The following is an 18,419-nucleotide window of genomic DNA, read 5'->3' as shown; positions in this document are numbered from 1 at the left end:
GGTGGGGGCGGCGGGCGCAGGTGCAGGCAGCCCAAGGGCACGGCTTGCGCGCTTGACGGCGGGAAGCGCCTTCCCTACTGTGGAAAGCGCATTCCCGCCCTCGATCTCCGGAGCTCCCTGATGACCACCCGCACCCTGCGCATCGCCATGAACGGCATCACCGGCCGCATGGGATACCGCCAGCACCTCGTCCGTTCCATCCTGCCGATCCGCGACGCAGGCGGGTTCACCCTCGAGGACGGCACCAAGGTCCAGGTCGAGCCCATCCTCGTGGGGCGCAACGAGGCGAAGATCAGGGAGCTCGCCGATCTCCACGGCGTCGAGCACTACTCCACGGACCTCGACGCGCTCATCGCGGACGACAGCGTCGACATCGTCTTCGACGCCTCCATGACGAGCCTGCGCGCGGCCACGCTGACGAAGGCCATGGCGGCGGGTAAGCACATCTTCACCGAGAAGCCGACGGCCGAGACCCTCGGCGAGGCCATCGAGCTCGCGCGCCTCGCCAAGGAGTCCGGGATCACCGCGGGCGTGGTGCACGACAAGCTCTACCTGCCGGGCCTCGTCAAGCTCCGCCGCCTCGTCGACGAGGGCTTCTTCGGTCGCATCCTCTCGATCCGCGGCGAGTTCGGCTACTGGGTGTTCGAGGGCGAGCACCAGGCCGCGCAGCGCCCGTCGTGGAACTACCGCAAGGAGGACGGCGGCGGCATGACCACGGACATGTTCTGCCACTGGAACTACGTCCTCGAAGGCATCATCGGCCGCGTGAAGTCCGTCAACGCGACGACCGTCACGCACATCCCCACCCGGTGGGACGAGCACGGCGACGAGTACAAGGCGACCGCCGACGACGCCGCGTACGGCATCTTCGAGCTCGAGACCCCGGACGGCGACCCCGTCGTCGCGCAGATCAACTCCTCGTGGGCGGTGCGCGTCTACCGCGACGAGCTCGTCGAGTTCCAGATCGACGGCACCCACGGCTCCGCCGTCGCCGGGCTCAACAAGTGCGTCGCGCAGCAGCGCGCCCACACCCCCAAGCCCGTGTGGAACCCGGACCTGCCCGTCACCGAGTCCTTCCGCGACCAGTGGCTCGAAGTCCCGTCGAACGGCGACCTCGACAACGGCTTCAAGGCCCAGTGGGAGGAGTTCCTCCGCGACGTCGTCGCCGGGCGCGAGCACCGCTACGGCCTCCTCTCGGCCGCCCGAGGCGTCCAGCTCGCCGAGCTCGGCCTCCGGTCGTCGGCCGAGCGCCGCACGCTCGACATCCCGGCGATCACGCTCTGACGAGCTTCCCCCAGACTCGCGTCGGGGCCTGGCGGCCCGGACCCTGACGCGCGGTGAGGGCGTGGGCTCGAACCGGGGACGTGCGCCTGCCACACGCCCTCGACTCGATCCCACGCCCTCAGCACTGCTCAGAACCCAGGAGCGTCGACAGGGCTCACTCGTACCGGAGCGACGTGATCGGGTCCTTCTGCGCCGCCCGCAGGGCGGGGACGGTCCCGGCGATGAACGCGATCGCCATGACCCCGAGGACCACGGTCGCCACCGAGACCGGGTCGAACGCGATGAGCGTCAGCCCGGGAAGGTCAGCGAGCAGCGACCCGGAGAGCACGGCCCCGACGAGCTGACCGACCCCCATGGCGGCGAGGACACCGAGCGCGCTGCCCACGAGGCCGATCGTCACGGCCTCCAGGCTGAACAGGGCGAAGACGCGCGAGCTGGCCAGTCCCATCGCCTTCATGAGCCCGATCTCGCGGGTGCGCTCCTGGACCGACATGAAGAGCGTGTTGACGATCCCGATCCCTGCAGCGATGAGCGCGATGAGCGCGAACCCGTTGAGCACGAGGACGATCGCATCGATGACCGACGTGATGGTACCGAGCTGGTCCTCGAGCGTCTGCGCTGTGAAACCGTCGTCCGCGAGACGTTCCACCAGCGCGTCCCGGCTCTCCTCGCCGGCGTCGGCGTCGAACCAGACGGACGCCTGCTGGTAGCTGACAGCCTGCCCCTCCGGGGTACCGACCTGCTGCAGGTCGAACAGCGCGGTCGTCAGCGCGTCGTTGGGGATGGCTCCGCCCATCGAGACCAGTCCCGGCTCGGCGACCCCGACGACCACGGCGTCCACCGGGGACTGCGTGCCGGTCGCGTCGGTGACCGCGAGCGTCACCGTGGACCCCACCGCGTCTGCCGCGTCGGAGAATCCGAGAGGGTCGACGTACGTGTCGGGGAGGATGACCTGCTCCTCGGCGGAGTCGAGGTCGATCTGGTCACCTGCCGCGAGCTCGACCTGCATGCCGGCGACGATCGGCGACAGCTCCAGCTGGTAGCGGGTACCGTCCGCGTGCTGCACGTAGTCGACCGTGACGGAGAGGACCGGCGCGACGCGCTCCACACCGTCGGCGGCAGCGATCACCTCGATGTCGGCTTCCGTCATCGGCGCAGCCTGGGCGAAACCAGGCGGTCCGGACGTCTGCTGGCCGGCGCTCGCGGGGTCGTACTCCGCAGGACCGTTCGAGGGCTGGACCTGGTCGACCGTTCGGGTGACCGTGAGGACGTCGTCGACCCCGATCGAGGCGACCGTGTCGTCGAGGTACTGGTTGATGCCCGTGCCCAGCCCGTTCGTGAGCGAGAGCGTGAAGGCACCGATCCCGATGGCGAGGACGGTCAGGCTGGTCCTGACCTTCGCGCGGAAGGTGTTCGAGACCGCGCTCGTCACGACGTCGACGGCCTTCATGCGGCCACCGCCTCGTGCGTCATGACGAGGCCGTCGCGGATGTGGATGCTCCGGTCGCAGCGGGCTGCCAGGTCCTCGTCGTGGGTCACGACGACGAGGGTGATGCCCTGGAGCCGGTTGAGCTCGAAGAGCAGGTCCTCGACGTTCTTGCCCGTCGTCGAGTCCAGGTTCCCGGTCGGCTCGTCCGCGAAGATGACGCGCGGGTTGTTGATGAGCGCACGGCCGATGACCACCCGCTGCTTCTGCCCACCGGACAGGTCGTTGGCCCGGTTGCTCGCCTTGTCGTCCAGGTCGAGCTGGGCCAGGGTCGCCATGCCGCGTGTGCGCCGCTCGGCGCGCGAGACACCGGCGATGGTCAGCGGGAGCACGACGTTGTCGAGCACGCTGGCGTTGGCGTTGAGGAAGAACTGCTGGAAGACGAAGCCGAACGCGCGGTTGCGTGTGCGGTTGAGCTCTTGGTCGCTGAGCCGCGAGGTCTCGGCACCCTCGAGCGTCAGGGTGCCGCTCGTGGGTCGGTCGAGGAGGGCGAGAAGGTGCATGAGCGTGGACTTGCCCGATCCGCTCTTGCCGAGGATGGACAAGGACTCTCCCTCGGCGATGTCCAGGTCGACCCCCTTGAGCGCCTCGAACGCGCTGCTGCCCGACCCGTAGGTCTTCTGCAGTCCTCGGACGGACATGAGCGGTGATGTCACGGGATTCTCCGGTGGGTCTGGGGGTGTCGGCCGGCAGGTGTGCCGGATGGCCCGAGTCTCACAGCGGTGACCGGGTGCACACATCGCCTCCGAGCCCGCACCAGGACACCGCAGATGCTGTAGTCGAGATGGTCCGCAGGGACGACGGCGCGAGGGTGGCCGTACGCGATACTGGGCTGGTCGGGCGTCCGTCTGACCGGGAGGAGCCTCGATGAGCACGTCCACCACGGCGTGGCACACGACCGCACCTCCGCCCGCCGTCACGGACGTGCTGGTCTCTCTGGCCGTGCTCGTGGGCGGCAACGCCCCGACGACCCGAGGGTCCGGGCTGGAGTGGCGGCCCGACGTCGCGGTGCTCAACGTCGCCGTGGTCGGCGTGCTGCTGACCCGTCGGCGCTACCCACGTGCCGCGCTCACCGCGGTGATGGCCCTGCTGGTCACCAGCGCCCCGTTCGGTCTCTTCAACTCGGGCACGGTCCTGGCGCTGGCCGTCGCAACGTTCGCCTTCAGCGTCGTCAGCGAGCGCCGTACCTCCCTCGTCGTCACGCTGAGCCTGGCCGGTGTGACCTATGCGCTCGCTCTGGGGCAGTCCGAGGGAGCTCCTCAGTTCCCGCTCATGGTGTGTCTCGCCGGAGCCGTCGGCGACGCGATCCGCACCCAGCGCGCAGTGATGGCCGCCGCGACCGAACGTGCCGACCGGGCGGAGCGCACGAGGGAGGCCGTCGCCCGCCAGCGGGTCGCGGAGGAGCGGCTGTCCATCGCTCGCGACCTGCACGACGTGGTCGGGCACCAGATCGCGGTGATCAACCTGCACGCCGGCGTGGCAGCAGGCGCGCTGGCCGACCGGCCCGAGACGGCTGACGCCTCGCTGGCGGTGATCCGGAAGGCGTCGCGCACTGTGCTCGCGGAGATCAGCGACCTGCTCGCCACGCTGCGCGACCCGTCGGCCACCACGGCGCTCGGCCTCGAGCACCTCGACGACGTCGTCCGGGCGGTGTCCGCTGACGGCCTGGTCGTCACCGTCCGGACGGAGGGCGAGCCCGCACCCGTGTCGAGCGCGGTGGACGTGGTCGCGCTGCGCGTCGTCCAGGAGGCACTGACGAACGCCCACAAGCACGGCGTCGGCCACCGGGCGCACGTGCTCGTCACGCATGCCCCGGACGAGCTGAGCGTCACCGTCACGAACCCGTTCGCACCCGACGCGGCGGGTCCGGGCACCCGGTACGGGCTCATCGGCATGGCCGAGCGCGTCGAGTCCGTCCGTGGCCGGCTCACGAGCGGTCCGACCGCGCCGGGCACGTGGACGGTCCACGCCGTCCTGCCCACCACTCCCCACGAGGACGACCGGAGCACATCATGACCACGGTGCTCGTCGTCGACGACCAGTCGCTCATCCGGTCAGCGGTCGCCGACCTCGTCGGGCACGCGCCGGGCCTCGAGCTCGTCGGACAGGCCGCCGACGGGCGCGAGGCCGTCGCGCTGACGACCCGTCTCCGCCCGGACATCGTGCTCATGGACATCCGGATGCCCGTCATGGACGGGATCGCAGCGACACGTGAGATCTGCGCAGACCCCGCGCTCGAGCACGTGCGGGTGCTCGTGCTGACCACGTTCGAGGACGACCAGAACGTCATCGGTGCGCTGCGCGCCGGGGCCAGCGGGTTCATCGGCAAGGGCGCCGAGCCGGCAGAGATCCTCGCCGCGGTCGCCGCCGTGCACCGCGGCGACGCCCTGCTGTCCTCGACAGCGACCCGTAGCCTCATCGACCGCTACGTCCGCCCTGCCGGAGCGACGTCCTCCGGACCGCACGCCGACCTGGGCGAGCTGACGGAGCGTGAGGTCGAGGTGCTCACGCTCGTGGGGACCGGGCTGTCGAACGCCGAGGTGGCCGAGTCCCTCGTCATCTCGCCCCACACGGCGAAGTCCCACGTCAACCGGATCATGTCCAAGCTCGACGCGCACGACCGGGCCCAGCTCGTCATCGCGGCCTACGAGAACGGTCTGGTCCGGCCGGGGTCGTCGTGACCCCACGGGCCTCCGGCCGCTCGGGTCAGCGACCGCCCGTGAGGTTGCGGTTGCGCTGCTGGACTCCCGCGGTGCCGTAGGGGTAGTCGTCGACGCGCGGGGCGCTGGCCTCGGTGAGGCGCTGGATCTCGTCGGCGCTCAGCTCGAGGTCCGCTGCGAGCATCGTGTCGCGCAGCTGCTCGACCGTCCGGGCACCGAGGATGACCGACGTGACCGCCGGCTGCGCTGCGAGCCAGGCGAGGGAGACCTGCGAGGCCGAGGAGTCGTGCGCCTTCGCCACCTCGTGCACGGCGTCGAGCACACGCCACGTGCGGTCGTCGTCGTTGCGCGCCTGCCACGCCTCCATGCCGCGCTGCGGGTTCTCGCCGAGGCGCGTGGCACCGGTCGGCGGGACGTCGCGCTCGTACTTGCCACTCAGCCACCCGCCCGCGAGGGGCGACCACGGCAGGAGACCGATACCGGCGTCGAGCGAGGCCGGGACCACCTCGTGCTCGATGTCCCGGACCAGAAGGTTGTACTGCGGCTGCAGTGTGACGGGCACGGCCCAGCCGTGAGCCTTCGCGACGTGGACAGCCTTGGTGAGCTGCCAGCCGAGGTAGTTCGAGAAGCCGTAGTAGGAGATCTTCCCGGCGGTGACGGCGTCGTCGAGGAAGCGCAGGGTCTCCTCGACCGGGGTCAGCGCGTCCCACGCGTGCATCTGGTAGAGGTCGACGTGCTCGACACCGAGCCGGCGGAGCGAGTCGTCGAGCGCCGTACGCAGGTGGCGGCGGGAGAGCCCGACGTCGTTCGGTCCGTCGCCCATGGGGAAGCGGCCCTTCGTCGCGACGACCACCTGTGCCGCGTCGGTGGGGTGCGCAGCGAGCCACCGGCCGATGATCTCCTCCGAGACACCCGCGCTATAGACGTCGGCCGTGTCGAAGAACGTCCCACCGCCCTCGACGAAGGCCGTCATGATCTCGCCGGAGGTCGCCTCGTCGGCCTCGGCGCCGAACGTCATGGTGCCGAGCGCCTGCGTGGACACGACGGCGCCGCTGGCGCCCAGGGTGCGGTACTTCATGGGTCCTCCTCGACCGAGCATGGCAGAGCGTCACGCACGGGGTGCGCGCGCCTCGTCCCCACCCTGCCCTGAGGTCGGCACCGGCGCGACCGGCGGGTCGACAAACGCGACCCGCGCCCCGGCCCGTTCCAGGCACGCGCGCGTGGCGCCATCAGCCCCGACGCAGAGCAGGCACCCGTCGCGGGCATCGAGCGTCGCCGCGGCCCGTCCGACGACGCGCGCCACCCGGGCGCTCTCGATCCGGGCCGCCTGGAGGTCGAGCACGACGACCGACGACGCCCCCGCGAGGGCGTCGAGCATGGTGGCGAGACGGTCGGCGTCGCACCGGCAGATCTGACCGACCGGGCGGATGCTCGCCGTGAGCCACGCACCCCCGGTACCGGCCTCGCCGGGGAGGCACCCGTCGGTCGGTCGCAGCGGCACGACCTCCGCGATGGTGGCAGGACGTTCCGCGATGACTGCGCTCATGATCGTTCCTCCTCCTCAGCCCCGACGGGGCCACGAGTCCAGAGAACGCCCGTCACCTGGGACGACGCTGAGGAAAGCGACCGAGCTTCCTGTACGTGAGCCGGCACCGGTTCGCCGTGCACGGGGCAGCACCCCGCGACGGCTGCCGACCCGCTGAGGTCAGTAGACGTTCTTCGTCTCCCGGTAGCTGCGCCACACGTTCTCGAAGAAGTCGTCGTCCTCGGGGATCGGGCGCACGGGCCGCCACGCGAAAGAGCAGTCCCCCGCGCCTGCGGGTGCGGCGTCCGCGACGGTTTCGCCGTCCGTCGCCGACCACGCCGCCTCCTGGACGACGCCGTCGAGCGCACCGCCGTCGAGCCGGAACCGGAAGATCTCCGGCAGGTCGAGCTCTGCTTCGGCGTCGTCGCCGAAGCCGACGCGGGGCAGGTGCCCGGCGGCGTCGGTGTAGAGGACGGAGCCGCGGCTCGTGCCCCCGTGCGTCACATAGTCGGCCATCGCAGAGAGGTACACGTACTGCGTCGTGAGGATGTCGCGGACGAGGAACGTCCGGTTCACGGAACGCCGGCTCGACGGGTCGGCGGCGACGAGGTCGTCGTACGACGCGAGCCACTCGGTGACCTGCGCGAGCGCCTCGGTGATGGACTGCGCCGAGCGGACCGGACCGGCCTTCTCGCTCATGAGCGCGCTCGTCGCACGCAGGAGGTCCCCGGTGTTGTCCGCGGCCCCGTCGGCCACCCGTCCGGCAGCCTTCGCGACGAGGTCCGCCGCCGCCTCGACGAGCGGCCCGGCAGCCTCGGTGAACGCGTCGAGCGCGACCGGCTCGCCCGCGCCGCGGACCGCGATGAACTGGGCTGCGCGCGTCGCACCGACCTGGCCCGAGTTGAGCGCCGCGCCGCCGGGCCGGTAGATGCCGTGGGCTCCCCCGGCCTCGCCGACGGGGAAGAAGCCGGCGACGTTCGACTGCCACCACGCGTCGACCACGAGGCCGCCGTTGTTGTGCTGCGCGCACACGTCGACCTCGAGCCAGTCCTTCTCGAGGTCCACGTACGGGTTCTTGCCGAGGTAGAGCTCGTAGGACGGCATGTTCATGTGCTTGAGCCGCTCGATCGGCGTACCGAAGAGTGCGCCGCCCTTCTCGAGGTACGCGTAGGCCTCGGGCGAGACGCGGGAGGGGTCGAACTCCTCCTGCACCGGGTTGCGTGTGAAGTCGAGGTAGACCTTCCGGCCGCGAAGCACCGTCTCCTGGTAGACGAGCAGGTCGATGAGGGACGAGCCGTCGAGCGCCTTGCGGATGTCGAAGGGCCACTGGTAGCCCTTGAGGAAGATCATCGAGAGCTGGCGCCCGTAGTCCGGGATGGTCTCGGAGAGGAACTCGCGCTCGTCGCTGCCGTCCGCGGCGGTCGAGACGAAGCGCGGCATGACCTGCATGTACGTTCCCGAGACGTTCCAGCGCGGCTTGGTCGACGCGAGGCCGAACTGCCACTCGGTGAGGTTCTTGCCGTGCACCCCGGCGCGGTACGCCGCACCCGAGGCGCCCCACTGCCCGTTGGGGAACACCGACGTCGCGTACATCCCGGCCGGGCCGCCCGTCGCGTAGACGAGGTTGCGCGCGCGGAAGAGGACGTAGGGGCTCTGCGTGCCGTCGTGGACCACGTCGGTCCGCAGGCACAGGAGCCCGACGACCTCGCGGGTGTCCCCCGCGACCTCGCGCGTGATGACCTCGACGACGCGGCACTCGTCGTAGATGCGCGTGCCGTTGCGGTGCACCTTCTTCTCGAGCTGCTCCACCATCGAGCGCGACGTGTACGGACCAACAGAGGTGGCGCGGCGGCGGGGGTCGTGGTCGGTCTTGTAGCCGATGAACTCGCCGAAGCGATTCTGCGGGAAGGGGACGCCGAGCTCGCACAGCCGCAGGAACCCGCGAGCGGAGAGCGCGGCCTCGCAGAGGGCGTTGTCACCGTCCATCGCGCCGCCGGAGAAGAGGGTCTGCGCCATCTCGCGCACGGAGTCGCCGTCGCCGCCGGACAGGGTCATCTTGTAGTACGTCTGCTTGTCGGAGCCCGCGTTGCGGGAGGAGCCTGCGTTGACCTTGTCAGCCACCATGACGATGTCTTCCTGGCCGAACTCCCACAGGCGGTCGGCTGCGCAGAACCCGGCTGACCCGGTCCCGACGATGACGGTGTTCGCGGTGACGACCGGGACGTCGAAGCCTGCGATGCGGACCGTCTCCACCCCGGCCTCGGTGACGTCGAGAGGCGGGACCTGGTGGTGGGCGGGGTGCTGGGACATGCGGTTCTCCTGGGCTGAGGCTGGCGGTGCGGCGGCACGACGTGCGGGCGTCAGAGGCGCGGGATGTGCATGCCGCCGTCGACGTGGAAGACCTCACCCGTGGAGTACGGGGTCTGGCCGGAGACGAGGATCGACACGGCCCCGGCGACGTCGGACGGCTTGCCCCAGCGCGGGTTGGGGGCGAGGCCGTCGGCGAGGAGCGCGTCGTACTTCTCCGTGACGCCCGCAGTCATGTCGGTGGCGATGACGCCGGGGCGCACCTCGTAGACGACGATGCCCTCGGGCGCGAGGCGCGTGGCGAAGAGCTGGGTCGCCATGGAGACCCCGGCCTTCGAGACGCAGTACTCGCCGCGGTTGGTCGAGACGGTCGTCGCGGAGATCGAGGAGACGTTGACGATGGTGCCGACGGGCTTGTCGTCGGACGCGCCGGCCTCGTTGCGGCCGGCGATCATCGCGTTCGCGACACGCTGCGTGAGGAAGTACGGCCCGCGGAGGTTGATGCCCATGACGCGATCGAAGCTGTCCTCGCTCGCCTCGAGGAGGTCGGCGCGGACCGAGGGTGCGACGCCGGCGTTGTTCACGAGGACGTCGATGCGCCCCCAGGCCTCGAGGACGGTGTCGACGTAGCGGGCGTGGTCGGCGGGCTCGGCGACGGATCCCTGGACGTAGAGGACCTCGCCCGCCGGCCGGAGCTCGTCGAGGAGCTCGGTGGGCTCGGGGCGGGTCGCGAGGATGGCGACGGCGTAGCCGTCCGCGAGGAGGCGACGGGTGATGCCGAGGCCGATCCCGCGGTTCCCTCCGGTGACGAGTGCAACCTTGGCGACGTGCGGCATCGGGGCCGTCCTTCCGTGCTCGAGCGCGGCGGCACCGCACTGTCCGCCCTCATCGTCGCAGAGGAGGCACAGTTTGGGCAAACGCTTTCCCGAGGCCTTCTACGGTGTCGGCCAGGGGTCCGTCGGCCCGAGGAGCGGCGCCGACGGGTCGGCGAGCACGGCCCGCGCGGCGGCGGCGAACCGGGCCGTCGCACGGCCCCAGTACCGCACCGGCGAGAGCCCGCACGCACGCAACGCCGCCCGGTGGTCGACGACGAGCACCGTCGCGGCACCCACCGCGACCACCCCCCACGCGAGCCCGACGACGGCGCGCACCGCGCGAGGCGTCCCGCGGAACCCGACGCGCAGCCGGTCGACCTGGAAACGGATGTGGTTCCGCTCGTCGGTGGCGATCCGGCGACCGATGCCGCGCAGCACCGGGTCCGGAGCGTTCGCGGCGAGCGCCGTGAAGTAGTCCATCGCGACCGTCTCGGCGACGAGGAACAGCGCGAGCTCGGTCCGCAGCCCGAGGAGCCGTCGCAGGGTGGTGAACGCCCCGTCGGTCCAGTGGGCCGCGAGCGTCGGCGCGCCGAGGTGAGCGAGGCCGCGCCCGAAGAGCGCGGAGTGCTTCTGCTCCTCGCTCACGAGCAGCGTGAGCGCGGCGAGATAGGTGGGGTCGCCGGCGGCCCGCGCCTTCGCGAGCAGCCGCACCCCTTCACCGCTCTCGCCGAGCTCGAAGCGCTGGAAGGAGTGGACGAAGGCCTTGCGCACCGCCTCGTCCGCGACGGGTTCGGCGTCCCAGTCGACGGTGGACTCGATCTCCTGATGGCGGGCCGCGTTGGCCTCGAAGTGGGTGAGCCACCGACCGAACGGCCCGACTCCGTCCCGGTGGTCGGCGCCGAGGCGCCCGCGCGGGATGGGGCCGGTGGGAGCCTGAGGCTGGTTCATGGCGAGATCGTAGATCTGGACGTTACCGGCCGGGGCCGTCCTCACAGCACCCCCACAGCGTTGACGCCCTCTCGACACCGACCCTATGCTCGCGGGAAAGCGCCTTCCGCACGCCGTGAGGGCATCGCCCCACCCGTGCACGCACCCCGGACGAAAGATCTCTCATGACGCCTGACCTCTCCCGCCTCTCCCTCAACACCGCGACGACGAAGCTCCTCACGCTCCCGGAGGCGGTCGACGCGGCCGCCCGCGCCGGGTACGGCGCCGTCGGGCTGTGGCGCGACCGCGTCCAGGAGACCGGGGCCGAGCGCGCCGCGAAGATCGTCGCCGACGCAGGCCTGCGCGTCTCGTCCCTCTGCCGGGGAGGTTTCCTCACCGCAGGCGACGAGGCCGGGATCGCCAGCGCGCTGGCCGACAACAAGGCGGCGATCGTCGAGGCCGCGACGGTCGGGACGAGCGAGCTCGTGTTCGTCGTCGGCGGGCTGCCCGGCTCGCCGGTCGCGGGAGCCCCGGCGCGCGTCCCGTCGAACGACGCCGAGCGGCACGCCGACCGCGACATCGTCGCCACGCGACAGCGCGTCGCCGACCGCATCGCCGATCTCGCACCCTTCGCCGCCGAGCACGGCGTGCGGATCGTCCTCGAGGCGCTCCACCCGATCTTCGCCGCCGACCGCGCCGTCATCTCGACGCTCGGCCAGGCGCTCGACCTCGCGGCGCCGCACCCTGCGGACGTCGTCGGCGTCGTGGTCGACACGTACCACGTGTGGTGGGATCCCGAGCTCCAGGCGCAGATCGCGCGCGCCGGCGCCGAGGGGCGCATCGCGTCCTACCAGGTGTGCGACTGGGTCCTCCCGCTCGCCGCCGACCCCCTGCTCTCCCGCGGCTACATGGGTGACGGCTACGTCGACTTCCGCGCCATCACGCAGTGGGTCACCGCCGCCGGCTACACCGGGGACATCGAGGTCGAGATCTTCAACCAGGCCATCTGGGACACCGACGGCGACACTGTCGTGGCGACGGTCGCCGAGCGATATGCGGAGCTCGTGCTGCCGCACCTCTAGGCGCTCCGGAGCGCTGCGCACGACCGGCTCCCGACAGGCGTACGTTCGGAGCCATGACTGCTGTCGAGACCTGGGGTGCCGAGCTGCAGCCCCTGGCGCCTTCCGAGTGGCCTGCGTACCTCACCGCACACTCCGGCCTGCCCGGCCCCCGGGCGAACCTCCAGCTCCTCGAAGCCGCAGCCACCGTCGCCGACGAGGCCCAGATCGCCGCGTTGCTCGAGGACGGCGAGGAGTTCCCGGCGATGTGCGCGGGCGCGGCCCTCGGCCGCCTGTCCGCGGATCCCGCGTCCGAGGCTCGGGCCCGCACCCTCGCCGCCGACGACCGCTGGCGGGTGCGAGAAGGCGTGGCGATCGGTCTCCAGCAGCTCGGAGACGCCGCACCGGCCGCGCTGACGTCGGTCGTCACGCGTTGGGCCGGCGACCCGGACCCGCTCGTGCAGCGGGCAGCGGCCGCCGCGATCTGCGAGCCGCGGCTGCTGCGCACCCCGGAGGCAGCCGCGGTCGCGGTGGAGGTCTGCCGACGAAGCACCGCGCACCTCGTCGCGCTGCCGAGCGAGCGTCGCAGGGACTCCGGAGTGCGGACCCTCCGACAGGCGCTCGGCTACTGCTGGAGCGTCGCCGTCGCTGCCGATCCCGGCCCGGGCCTCGTCGCGTTCCGCGCACTCGACACGACCGATCCCGACGTCGCGTGGATCGTCAAGCAGAACCGGAGCAAGAAGCGCCTGGCCAGCCTGCTGTGACGCTGCGGTCCGGTGTCACAGGGGTGGGATACGGTTCGGGCACAATGTCCTGACCTGGGAGGATCCCTCATGCACGGCTCGCGGCTGCTCCGCGCGTGGCCCTTCGCGCTCGTCGCGCTGCTCGCCGTCACCCTCGCCGGCGGCGTGTTCGACGACTGGGCCTGGGTGCCCGCCGTGGGGATCGTGCTCGTCGGCCTCGCGGCCGCCTTCCTTCCCGGACCTGAGCCGCGACGGCGGCGCCGCAGACGGCGCTCCACGGCGCGGTCCGGATCGCACGGGCGCCGCCGACCGACCGTCCGGGCACGCAGGTGACTGCGAGGACGGTGCGGCACGACCCGCGGCCTCAGGCGAGCAGGTCGAGGTACTGCTGGCGTGCCTTCATCGCATGGATGATCATCTCGTCACCGGAGTCGAACTGGAGGACGACGAGCTCAAGCAGGAGGCCTGCCGTGTTGAAGCCCAGCCGCAGCTGGCGCGCCGGACTGTCGTCGTCCAGGTATGCGACGTAGACGGTATGGATGGCAGCATGGAGGGCGTCCGCCTCGGAGATCTTGTGCTTTCGTGCAGAAGGATGGACCTTCACGCCGCGCGCACCCAAGCGCGCACCGCGGCTCGGATCGCTTCGGACCTGGTCATGTGCTGGCGTGCGGCCTGCGCGACCAACGCGGCCAACAGCTCGTCATCCATACGGACGGGCACGGGCGTTCCCGGGCCCTTCCCTGCGGTCGGGCGTCCGCGCCGGCGAAGCTCGGTCACGTCATAGCCCACCTCGGCCTCGTCAGCCCACGCCTGAATCTCTCCCTCGGTCACCGGGCGTCCGCCGACTGTCTGCTCGCTCATGCCATTTATCGTATACGAAAATCGTCGGCGCATGCAGCCGCGCACTACACCGCCTCGGTCAGCCCCAGCCAAGCGCCCGCGAGCGCCACGTTTCCCGCGTCGGTGAGGTGGACGCCGTCGTCGGCGTAGCGGGCGAAGCCGGCAGCGCCTGCACCTGACCCGAGGGCGAGGCTCGCCTCGGCGGCGAGTCCGTGGAGGAGCCCGTCCGCCGCCAACAACGTGGTGCCGAACTCGACGGCGAGCCGGCGCACCACGGCGATGCGGGGGTCGAGGTCCTCGCGCCACTCCCACTGGTCGCGCCGGACGGGCAGCACGAACGGCTCGATGAGGAGCACCTGGGCGTCGGTCTCGTCGCGCAGGCGCTCGAGGAGGTGGCGGTAGGTGGACTCGTACGCCTGCGTGGGCGTGAGGTCGCCGATGTCGAAGCGGCGCCAGGTCTCGTTGATGCCGACCATGAGCGTCACGACGTCGGGTCGCACGTCGACGGCGTCGCGTGTCCATCGGTCGCGCAGGTCCGTCGCGCGGTCGCCGCCGATGCCCTTGTTCACCACGGTCACAGGGTGCTCGGGGTGCGCGGCGGCCCACGCGTCGGCGGCCATCCGGACGTACCCGTGCCCGATCGAGCCGGTCGCGTCGTCGCGCCCCCACTCGGTGATGGAGTCTCCGATGAACAGCAGGGTGGAGCCGGCGGCGATGCGCAGCGTCATGTCACGTCCTCGAGTCAGGGTTGTCGCAGGCTAGCGGACCACGACTCCCCCGAGGAAGTCACGCGGTGCGGACCTGCACGACGTTCACCGAGCCCGCCGGCAGGCGCACGACGTGGGAGGACGCCTCACCGGTCTGGAGAGGCGTGGTCACCCGGCGGACGGCGTCGGGGTGCTCGACGGAGTTGAACCGGGTCGGCTCGTCGGACCTCAGGGTCTCGATGGACTCGAGGCGCACGGGGGTCGGGAAGGTCAGCTCGACCTCGACGTCGTCGGTCATGTGGACGTTCGTGAGGTTGACGAGGATGCCGTCCGCGCCGACCGAGGCGAAGGCGTGCACCCCGGTCGCGGCGTCGACGGGGTCGACGGCGAGCGCCGTGGCTCCGCGGTGCGCCTTGTACATCATGAAGACGTCGAAGTTGGGCGTGAGGATCGTCGACTCCCCCTCGGTGAGGATGAGCGAGTTGAGCACGTTGACGGTCTGCGCGTTGCACGCCATGGACACCTTGTCGCAGTGGCGCTGGAGGATGTCGAGGGTGAGCGCTGTCGTGATCGCGTCGCGCATCGTCACCTGCTGGTAGAGCGCAGGGCGCGCGTAGAACGCGTCGCGGTGCCAGTTGCCCCACTCGCCGACGATGAGGTCGACGTGCGTGAGTCGCGTGTCGAGGCTGAACTCGGGCTCGGGGACGAGCGCGAGCCCCTCCTGCATGAGGTCCCACTGCTCGACGAGGACCTCTTCGAGCTCGAGGCTCCCCTGGATGACGCGGTCCCAGCCCGCCTCGTCGAAGCTCGTCGGGGAGTCGGTCTCGTGGTCGATGTTCCAGTTGTAGAAGTGGAGGTCGTAGCCGGAGATCGGCGGCTGGCGGTAGGTCGCGAGCGCCCGGAAGAGGTCGCGCGTCCACGCGACCCGCTCGAGCGGCTTGTTGCCGTCCGGCCCCACGGCGATGGGGTACGCCGCCGGGGCGTCGAGCACGCTCTGCGTGAAGCGCGGGAGCGCGGCGGAGTAGCGCCGGTACTCGTCGAGGTAGCTCGTGGGCGTCATCATGCCGCCGCCGGCCCACGACTCGTTGCCGATCCCCCACAGGCGGACCCCGTACGGGGCCGGGTGCCCGTTCTCGGCACGGAGCTCGGAGAGGTCGGTCCCGGAGTCGCGGTTGCAGTACTCCATCCAGTCGCGCATCTCGGCGACGCTGCCGCTCATCATGTTGACGTTGATCCACGGCTCGGCGCCGATCGTCTCGCACAGCCGGAGGTACTCGTCGGTGCCGAACGCGTGGTCGTCGAGCTCGCCCGTGCCGAAGGTCTCGTTGAACGTCGTCGGCCGCGCAGCCGGGTCGCCGATCCCGTCGCGCCAGTGGTAGGTGTCCGCGTAGCAGCCGCCGGGCCAGCGCAGCACGGGCGGCCGGAGCTCGACGAGCGCGTCGAGGACGCCCTGCCGCACGCCCCCGGTGTGCGGGATCGTCGAGTCCGTGCCGACCCAGAGCCCGTCGTCGATGCACGCGCCGAGGAACTCGATGAACTGCCCGTGCAGGGCCGGGTTGATGCGACCGATCGTCGCTGACGGGTCGATGTGGAGTGACATGGCGTGCCTTTCGTGGACAGGATCAGGTTCTCGGGCCGGCGGCGCTCGCGCCGGCCCACAACAGGACGGTCGCCGGCGCCGTGCCCTCCGCGGTCACGGTCACCTCGATCGCCCCCTCGCCGGTGGGGCGGACCACGGCGAGCGCCCGGCCGTCAAAGGTCGTGCGGGTGACGGCGTCGAAGCGTTCGGTCGTCGTGGGGTTGCCGCTCGCGAGCCCGGCGAGGATCCCGGCACCCGTGACGTCGACGGTGACCGTGACGTCGGCGCCGGTCACGAGGACGCCAGCGGCGTCGCGCAGCTCGATCGCGACGTAGGCGAGATCGGTGTCGTCGCCGCGCAGGGTGGTGCGGTCCGCGGTCGCGACCAGCGTCGTCGGGCCCTGCGCCGAGAGGATCGAGGTCCGCCCGGTCTCGGCGCCCCTGCGGTAGGCGACCGCCATGAGCTCACCGGGCCGGTAGACGGTCTCGAACGTCACGAGCATCGGCCGCGCACCGCCCACGGGTCCCCGGGCGACCTCCGCGCCGTCGAGGAGCAGTGCGACCTCGTCCGCGTCCGCGGCGACCTCGACGGTGACGGGGCTGCCCTCGTACCCCGGCCAGGTCCACGAGGAGACCGAGTCGCTCCACGCCCACGGCGACTGCATGGTCACCGTCTGCCCGTGGCGCTCGGGCCGGACGACCGCGATCGCCGGCTGCGTACGCAGCCCGAAGACGATCTCGCGGTAGTAGGACACGGGTCGGCGCCAGCCGGTGATGTCGAGGTCGCCGCACCACGCCGTGAGGTACGGGTACTCGCGCTCGAGCGCGGCGACGGCGCCGGTGTCCTGCGCGTACGCGGTCGCACCGATGCCGACCTCGCCGAGGTAGTCCCAGCCGGTCCAGGTGAAGTCCCCGATGACGTTGGGGTGGGCGAGCACCTTGGGCCACAGGGCGCCGATCTGCGACGGGAACGTCTCGGAGCCCACGATCACGCGGTGCGGGAAGAGCTCCGCGTCCTGGGCGTAGCGCCCGTCGGCGTAGTTGAGACCGAGGACGTCGAGCACCGAGCTCGACTCGGCCGTGCGGCGCGTCACCGCGTCGGAGGAGCCGATGGCGCTCATGCCCTCGCCCATGTCGCTCATCATCTCGTTGAGCCCTTGGTCGGCTGCGAGGATGTCGGAGAGCTCGTCCATGACGGCCAGCGCGGCGTTGATGCCGTTGGTGACCGGGCGCGTGGGGTCCAGCGTGCGGACGTGCTCGGCCATGTCGCGGGCCAGGGCGGAGCCGTGCGGGGTGCCGACCTCGACGATCTCGTTGCCGATCGAGTAGAGGATGACGCTCGGGTGGTTGTAGTCCTTGGCGACCATGGACCCGAGGTCGGCTGCCCACCACTGCGGGAAGTCCAGCGCATAGTCGTTCGGGGTCTTGCCGCGGGTCCACATGTCGAAGGCCTCGTCCATGACGAGCATGCCGAGCCGGTCGCACGCATCGAGCAGCGACGGCGACGCGGGGTTGTGGGCGGAGCGGATCGCGTTGAACCCCGCCGCCTTGAGCAGCTCGACGCGACGCTCTTCGGCGCGCGCGATCGACGCGGCGCCGAGGGGGCCGTTGTCGCTGTGGATGCACGCGCCGCGCAGCAGGACGCTCTCGCCGTTGATCCGCAGCCCCTTGCGGGGGTCCACGGTCACGGTGCGGACGCCGAAGGTCGTCATCACGTCCTCGGCAGGCTGCCCGAGGCTGGTGCGCACCGAGTAGAGCGACGGGGAGTCGACGCTCCACAGCGCAGCGTCCGCGAGGTACAGGCGGTGCCGGACCACGGCGGTCCGCCCGGGCGCGAGGGTCAGCGGGCTGGCATCTCCCTCGACGCGTTCCCCGGCGGGGTCCGTGACGTCGGTCGTCACGGTGAGCGCGGCGGTCGTCATCCCCCGGTTGACCACCGTCGCGGCCACCTCGACGACAGCCTGGTCGTCCTCGATCCGCACCGTCGTGACGCGGACGCCGTCGGGGACCACGTGCACCGGCTCGTCGACGTGCAGCACGACCGGTCGGTGCAGCCCGGCACCGGAGTACCAGCGGGAGTCCTCTCCCGAGCGCACCTCGATGCGCAGCGTGTTCTCCTCGCCGAACCGCAGGTAGGGCGTGAGGTCGACGAAGAAGCGGGTGTAGCCGTCGGCGCGGTTGCCCGCGTGCTCGTCGTTGAGGAAGACCATCGCGTGGCGGTACGCCCCCTGGACCTCCAGGCGCACGACCTTGCCCGCCCAGCCCGCGGGGACGTCGAAGGTCTTGAGGTAGGTGTACGCGCCGGCCGGGTAGTACGCCCCGCCGCCCTTCGAGGGGGCGGTGGGGGTCCGCTCGGCGTCGCGCAGCGCGTCGTGCGGCAGGCGCGCGGGCGTGAGCGTCGCGCCCTCGCCGTTCGCGGCCGCGAACGGGCCGAGCGGCGCCCGGTAGGACCAGCTGTCGTTGAAGGACGTACCTGTCACGAGGTGTCT

General features: G+C 71.3%; 18 protein-coding genes. 6 read left to right on the top strand and 12 right to left on the bottom strand.

Going from position 1 to position 18,419, the window contains the following annotated elements; genetic code table 11:
* Positions 1 to 120: 120 nt before the first annotated feature.
* A complete protein-coding gene (locus ABKW26_RS13620) occupies positions 121 to 1,284 on the top strand; it encodes a Gfo/Idh/MocA family oxidoreductase (protein ID WP_348594313.1) in 1,164 nt (387 codons plus the stop codon).
* Between the two features lie 154 nt (positions 1,285 to 1,438).
* On the opposite strand, the gene ABKW26_RS13615 is transcribed toward ABKW26_RS13620, so the two are convergent.
* Positions 1,439 to 2,734, bottom strand: a complete 1,296-nt coding sequence (locus tag ABKW26_RS13615; protein WP_348594312.1) for an ABC transporter permease — start codon at positions 2,732 to 2,734, stop codon at positions 1,439 to 1,441.
* Positions 2,731 to 3,411 (bottom strand): ABC transporter ATP-binding protein, encoded by a 681-nt coding sequence (locus ABKW26_RS13610; protein WP_348594317.1) that lies wholly within the window; start codon positions 3,409 to 3,411, stop codon positions 2,731 to 2,733. The genes ABKW26_RS13615 and ABKW26_RS13610 overlap by 4 nt, the downstream gene beginning before the upstream one ends.
* Before the next feature lie 226 nt (positions 3,412 to 3,637).
* On the opposite strand from ABKW26_RS13610, the gene ABKW26_RS13605 reads away from it, so the two are divergent.
* Both ABKW26_RS13605 and ABKW26_RS13600 read left to right on the top strand, forming a co-directional pair.
* On the top strand, positions 3,638 to 4,786 hold the full coding sequence (locus ABKW26_RS13605) for a histidine kinase (protein ID WP_348594311.1): 1,149 nt from the start codon (positions 3,638 to 3,640) through the stop codon (positions 4,784 to 4,786).
* Positions 4,783 to 5,451, top strand: a complete 669-nt coding sequence (locus ABKW26_RS13600) for a response regulator transcription factor (protein WP_348594310.1) — start codon at positions 4,783 to 4,785, stop codon at positions 5,449 to 5,451. The genes ABKW26_RS13605 and ABKW26_RS13600 overlap by 4 nt, the downstream gene beginning before the upstream one ends.
* Positions 5,452 to 5,476: 25 nt before the next feature.
* Here ABKW26_RS13600 and ABKW26_RS13595 read toward each other — a convergent pair whose 3' ends face one another.
* The 5 genes from ABKW26_RS13595 to ABKW26_RS13575 all read right to left on the bottom strand — a co-directional run bounded on the left by ABKW26_RS13595 (position 5,477) and on the right by ABKW26_RS13575 (position 11,025).
* Positions 5,477 to 6,508, bottom strand: coding sequence for an aldo/keto reductase (locus tag ABKW26_RS13595; protein ID WP_348594309.1), 1,032 nt, complete (start codon positions 6,506 to 6,508; stop codon positions 5,477 to 5,479).
* Between the two features lie 30 nt (positions 6,509 to 6,538).
* Entirely contained in the window at positions 6,539 to 6,976 is a 438-nt protein-coding gene (locus ABKW26_RS13590; protein WP_348594308.1) for a hypothetical protein, read from the bottom strand.
* A 159-nt stretch (positions 6,977 to 7,135) separates the two neighbouring features.
* Positions 7,136 to 9,265, bottom strand: a complete 2,130-nt coding sequence (locus ABKW26_RS13585; RefSeq protein WP_348594307.1) for an FAD-binding protein — start codon at positions 9,263 to 9,265, stop codon at positions 7,136 to 7,138.
* Between the two features lie 50 nt (positions 9,266 to 9,315).
* Positions 9,316 to 10,098, bottom strand: coding sequence for a 3-ketoacyl-ACP reductase (locus tag ABKW26_RS13580; RefSeq protein WP_348594306.1), 783 nt, complete (start codon positions 10,096 to 10,098; stop codon positions 9,316 to 9,318).
* A 99-nt stretch (positions 10,099 to 10,197) separates the two neighbouring features.
* The gene (locus ABKW26_RS13575) at positions 10,198 to 11,025 is read right to left on the bottom strand and encodes a ferritin-like domain-containing protein (RefSeq protein WP_348594305.1); all 828 of its coding nucleotides are present in this window, start codon (positions 11,023 to 11,025) and stop codon (positions 10,198 to 10,200) included.
* Between the two features lie 164 nt (positions 11,026 to 11,189).
* Here ABKW26_RS13575 and ABKW26_RS13570 point away from each other — a divergent pair, with 164 nt between their 5' ends.
* The 3 genes from ABKW26_RS13570 to ABKW26_RS13560 all read left to right on the top strand — a co-directional run bounded on the left by ABKW26_RS13570 (position 11,190) and on the right by ABKW26_RS13560 (position 13,138).
* Positions 11,190 to 12,086, top strand: coding sequence for a sugar phosphate isomerase/epimerase family protein (locus ABKW26_RS13570; RefSeq protein WP_348594304.1), 897 nt, complete (start codon positions 11,190 to 11,192; stop codon positions 12,084 to 12,086).
* 53 nt (positions 12,087 to 12,139) lie between these two features.
* Entirely contained in the window at positions 12,140 to 12,826 is a 687-nt protein-coding gene (locus ABKW26_RS13565) for a HEAT repeat domain-containing protein (RefSeq protein ID WP_348594303.1), read from the top strand.
* A 69-nt stretch (positions 12,827 to 12,895) separates the two neighbouring features.
* A complete protein-coding gene (locus ABKW26_RS13560; RefSeq protein ID WP_348594302.1) occupies positions 12,896 to 13,138 on the top strand; it encodes a hypothetical protein in 243 nt (80 codons plus the stop codon).
* Between the two features lie 31 nt (positions 13,139 to 13,169).
* Here ABKW26_RS13560 and ABKW26_RS13555 read toward each other — a convergent pair whose 3' ends face one another.
* From ABKW26_RS13555 to ABKW26_RS13535, 5 genes are read right to left on the bottom strand one after another with little or no spacing between them, the layout of a single operon-like run.
* Complete coding sequence (locus tag ABKW26_RS13555; protein WP_348594301.1) at positions 13,170 to 13,409, bottom strand: toxin; 240 nt, start codon at positions 13,407 to 13,409, stop codon at positions 13,170 to 13,172.
* A complete protein-coding gene (locus ABKW26_RS13550; protein WP_348594300.1) occupies positions 13,406 to 13,666 on the bottom strand; it encodes a ribbon-helix-helix protein, CopG family in 261 nt (86 codons plus the stop codon). Before ABKW26_RS13550 ends, ABKW26_RS13555 begins: the two co-directional genes overlap by 4 nt.
* A 44-nt stretch (positions 13,667 to 13,710) precedes the next feature.
* Complete coding sequence (locus ABKW26_RS13545; protein ID WP_348594299.1) at positions 13,711 to 14,373, bottom strand: SGNH/GDSL hydrolase family protein; 663 nt, start codon at positions 14,371 to 14,373, stop codon at positions 13,711 to 13,713.
* 58 nt (positions 14,374 to 14,431) lie between these two features.
* Positions 14,432 to 15,952 carry an alpha-L-arabinofuranosidase C-terminal domain-containing protein gene (locus ABKW26_RS13540; protein ID WP_348594298.1) on the bottom strand — a complete coding sequence of 507 codons (1,521 nt, stop codon included), beginning with the start codon at positions 15,950 to 15,952 and terminating at the stop codon, positions 14,432 to 14,434.
* 22 nt (positions 15,953 to 15,974) lie between these two features.
* The gene (locus ABKW26_RS13535; protein ID WP_348594297.1) at positions 15,975 to 18,410 is read right to left on the bottom strand and encodes a glycoside hydrolase family 2 TIM barrel-domain containing protein; all 2,436 of its coding nucleotides are present in this window, start codon (positions 18,408 to 18,410) and stop codon (positions 15,975 to 15,977) included.
* Positions 18,411 to 18,419: the final 9 nt, after the last annotated feature.

This window comes from Sanguibacter sp. 25GB23B1, assembly GCF_040012415.1.
Taxonomy (GTDB): domain Bacteria; phylum Actinomycetota; class Actinomycetes; order Actinomycetales; family Cellulomonadaceae; genus Sanguibacter.
Note: the sequence above shows the minus strand (reverse complement) of the source record. Positions and strands in the feature narration are given on the sequence as shown.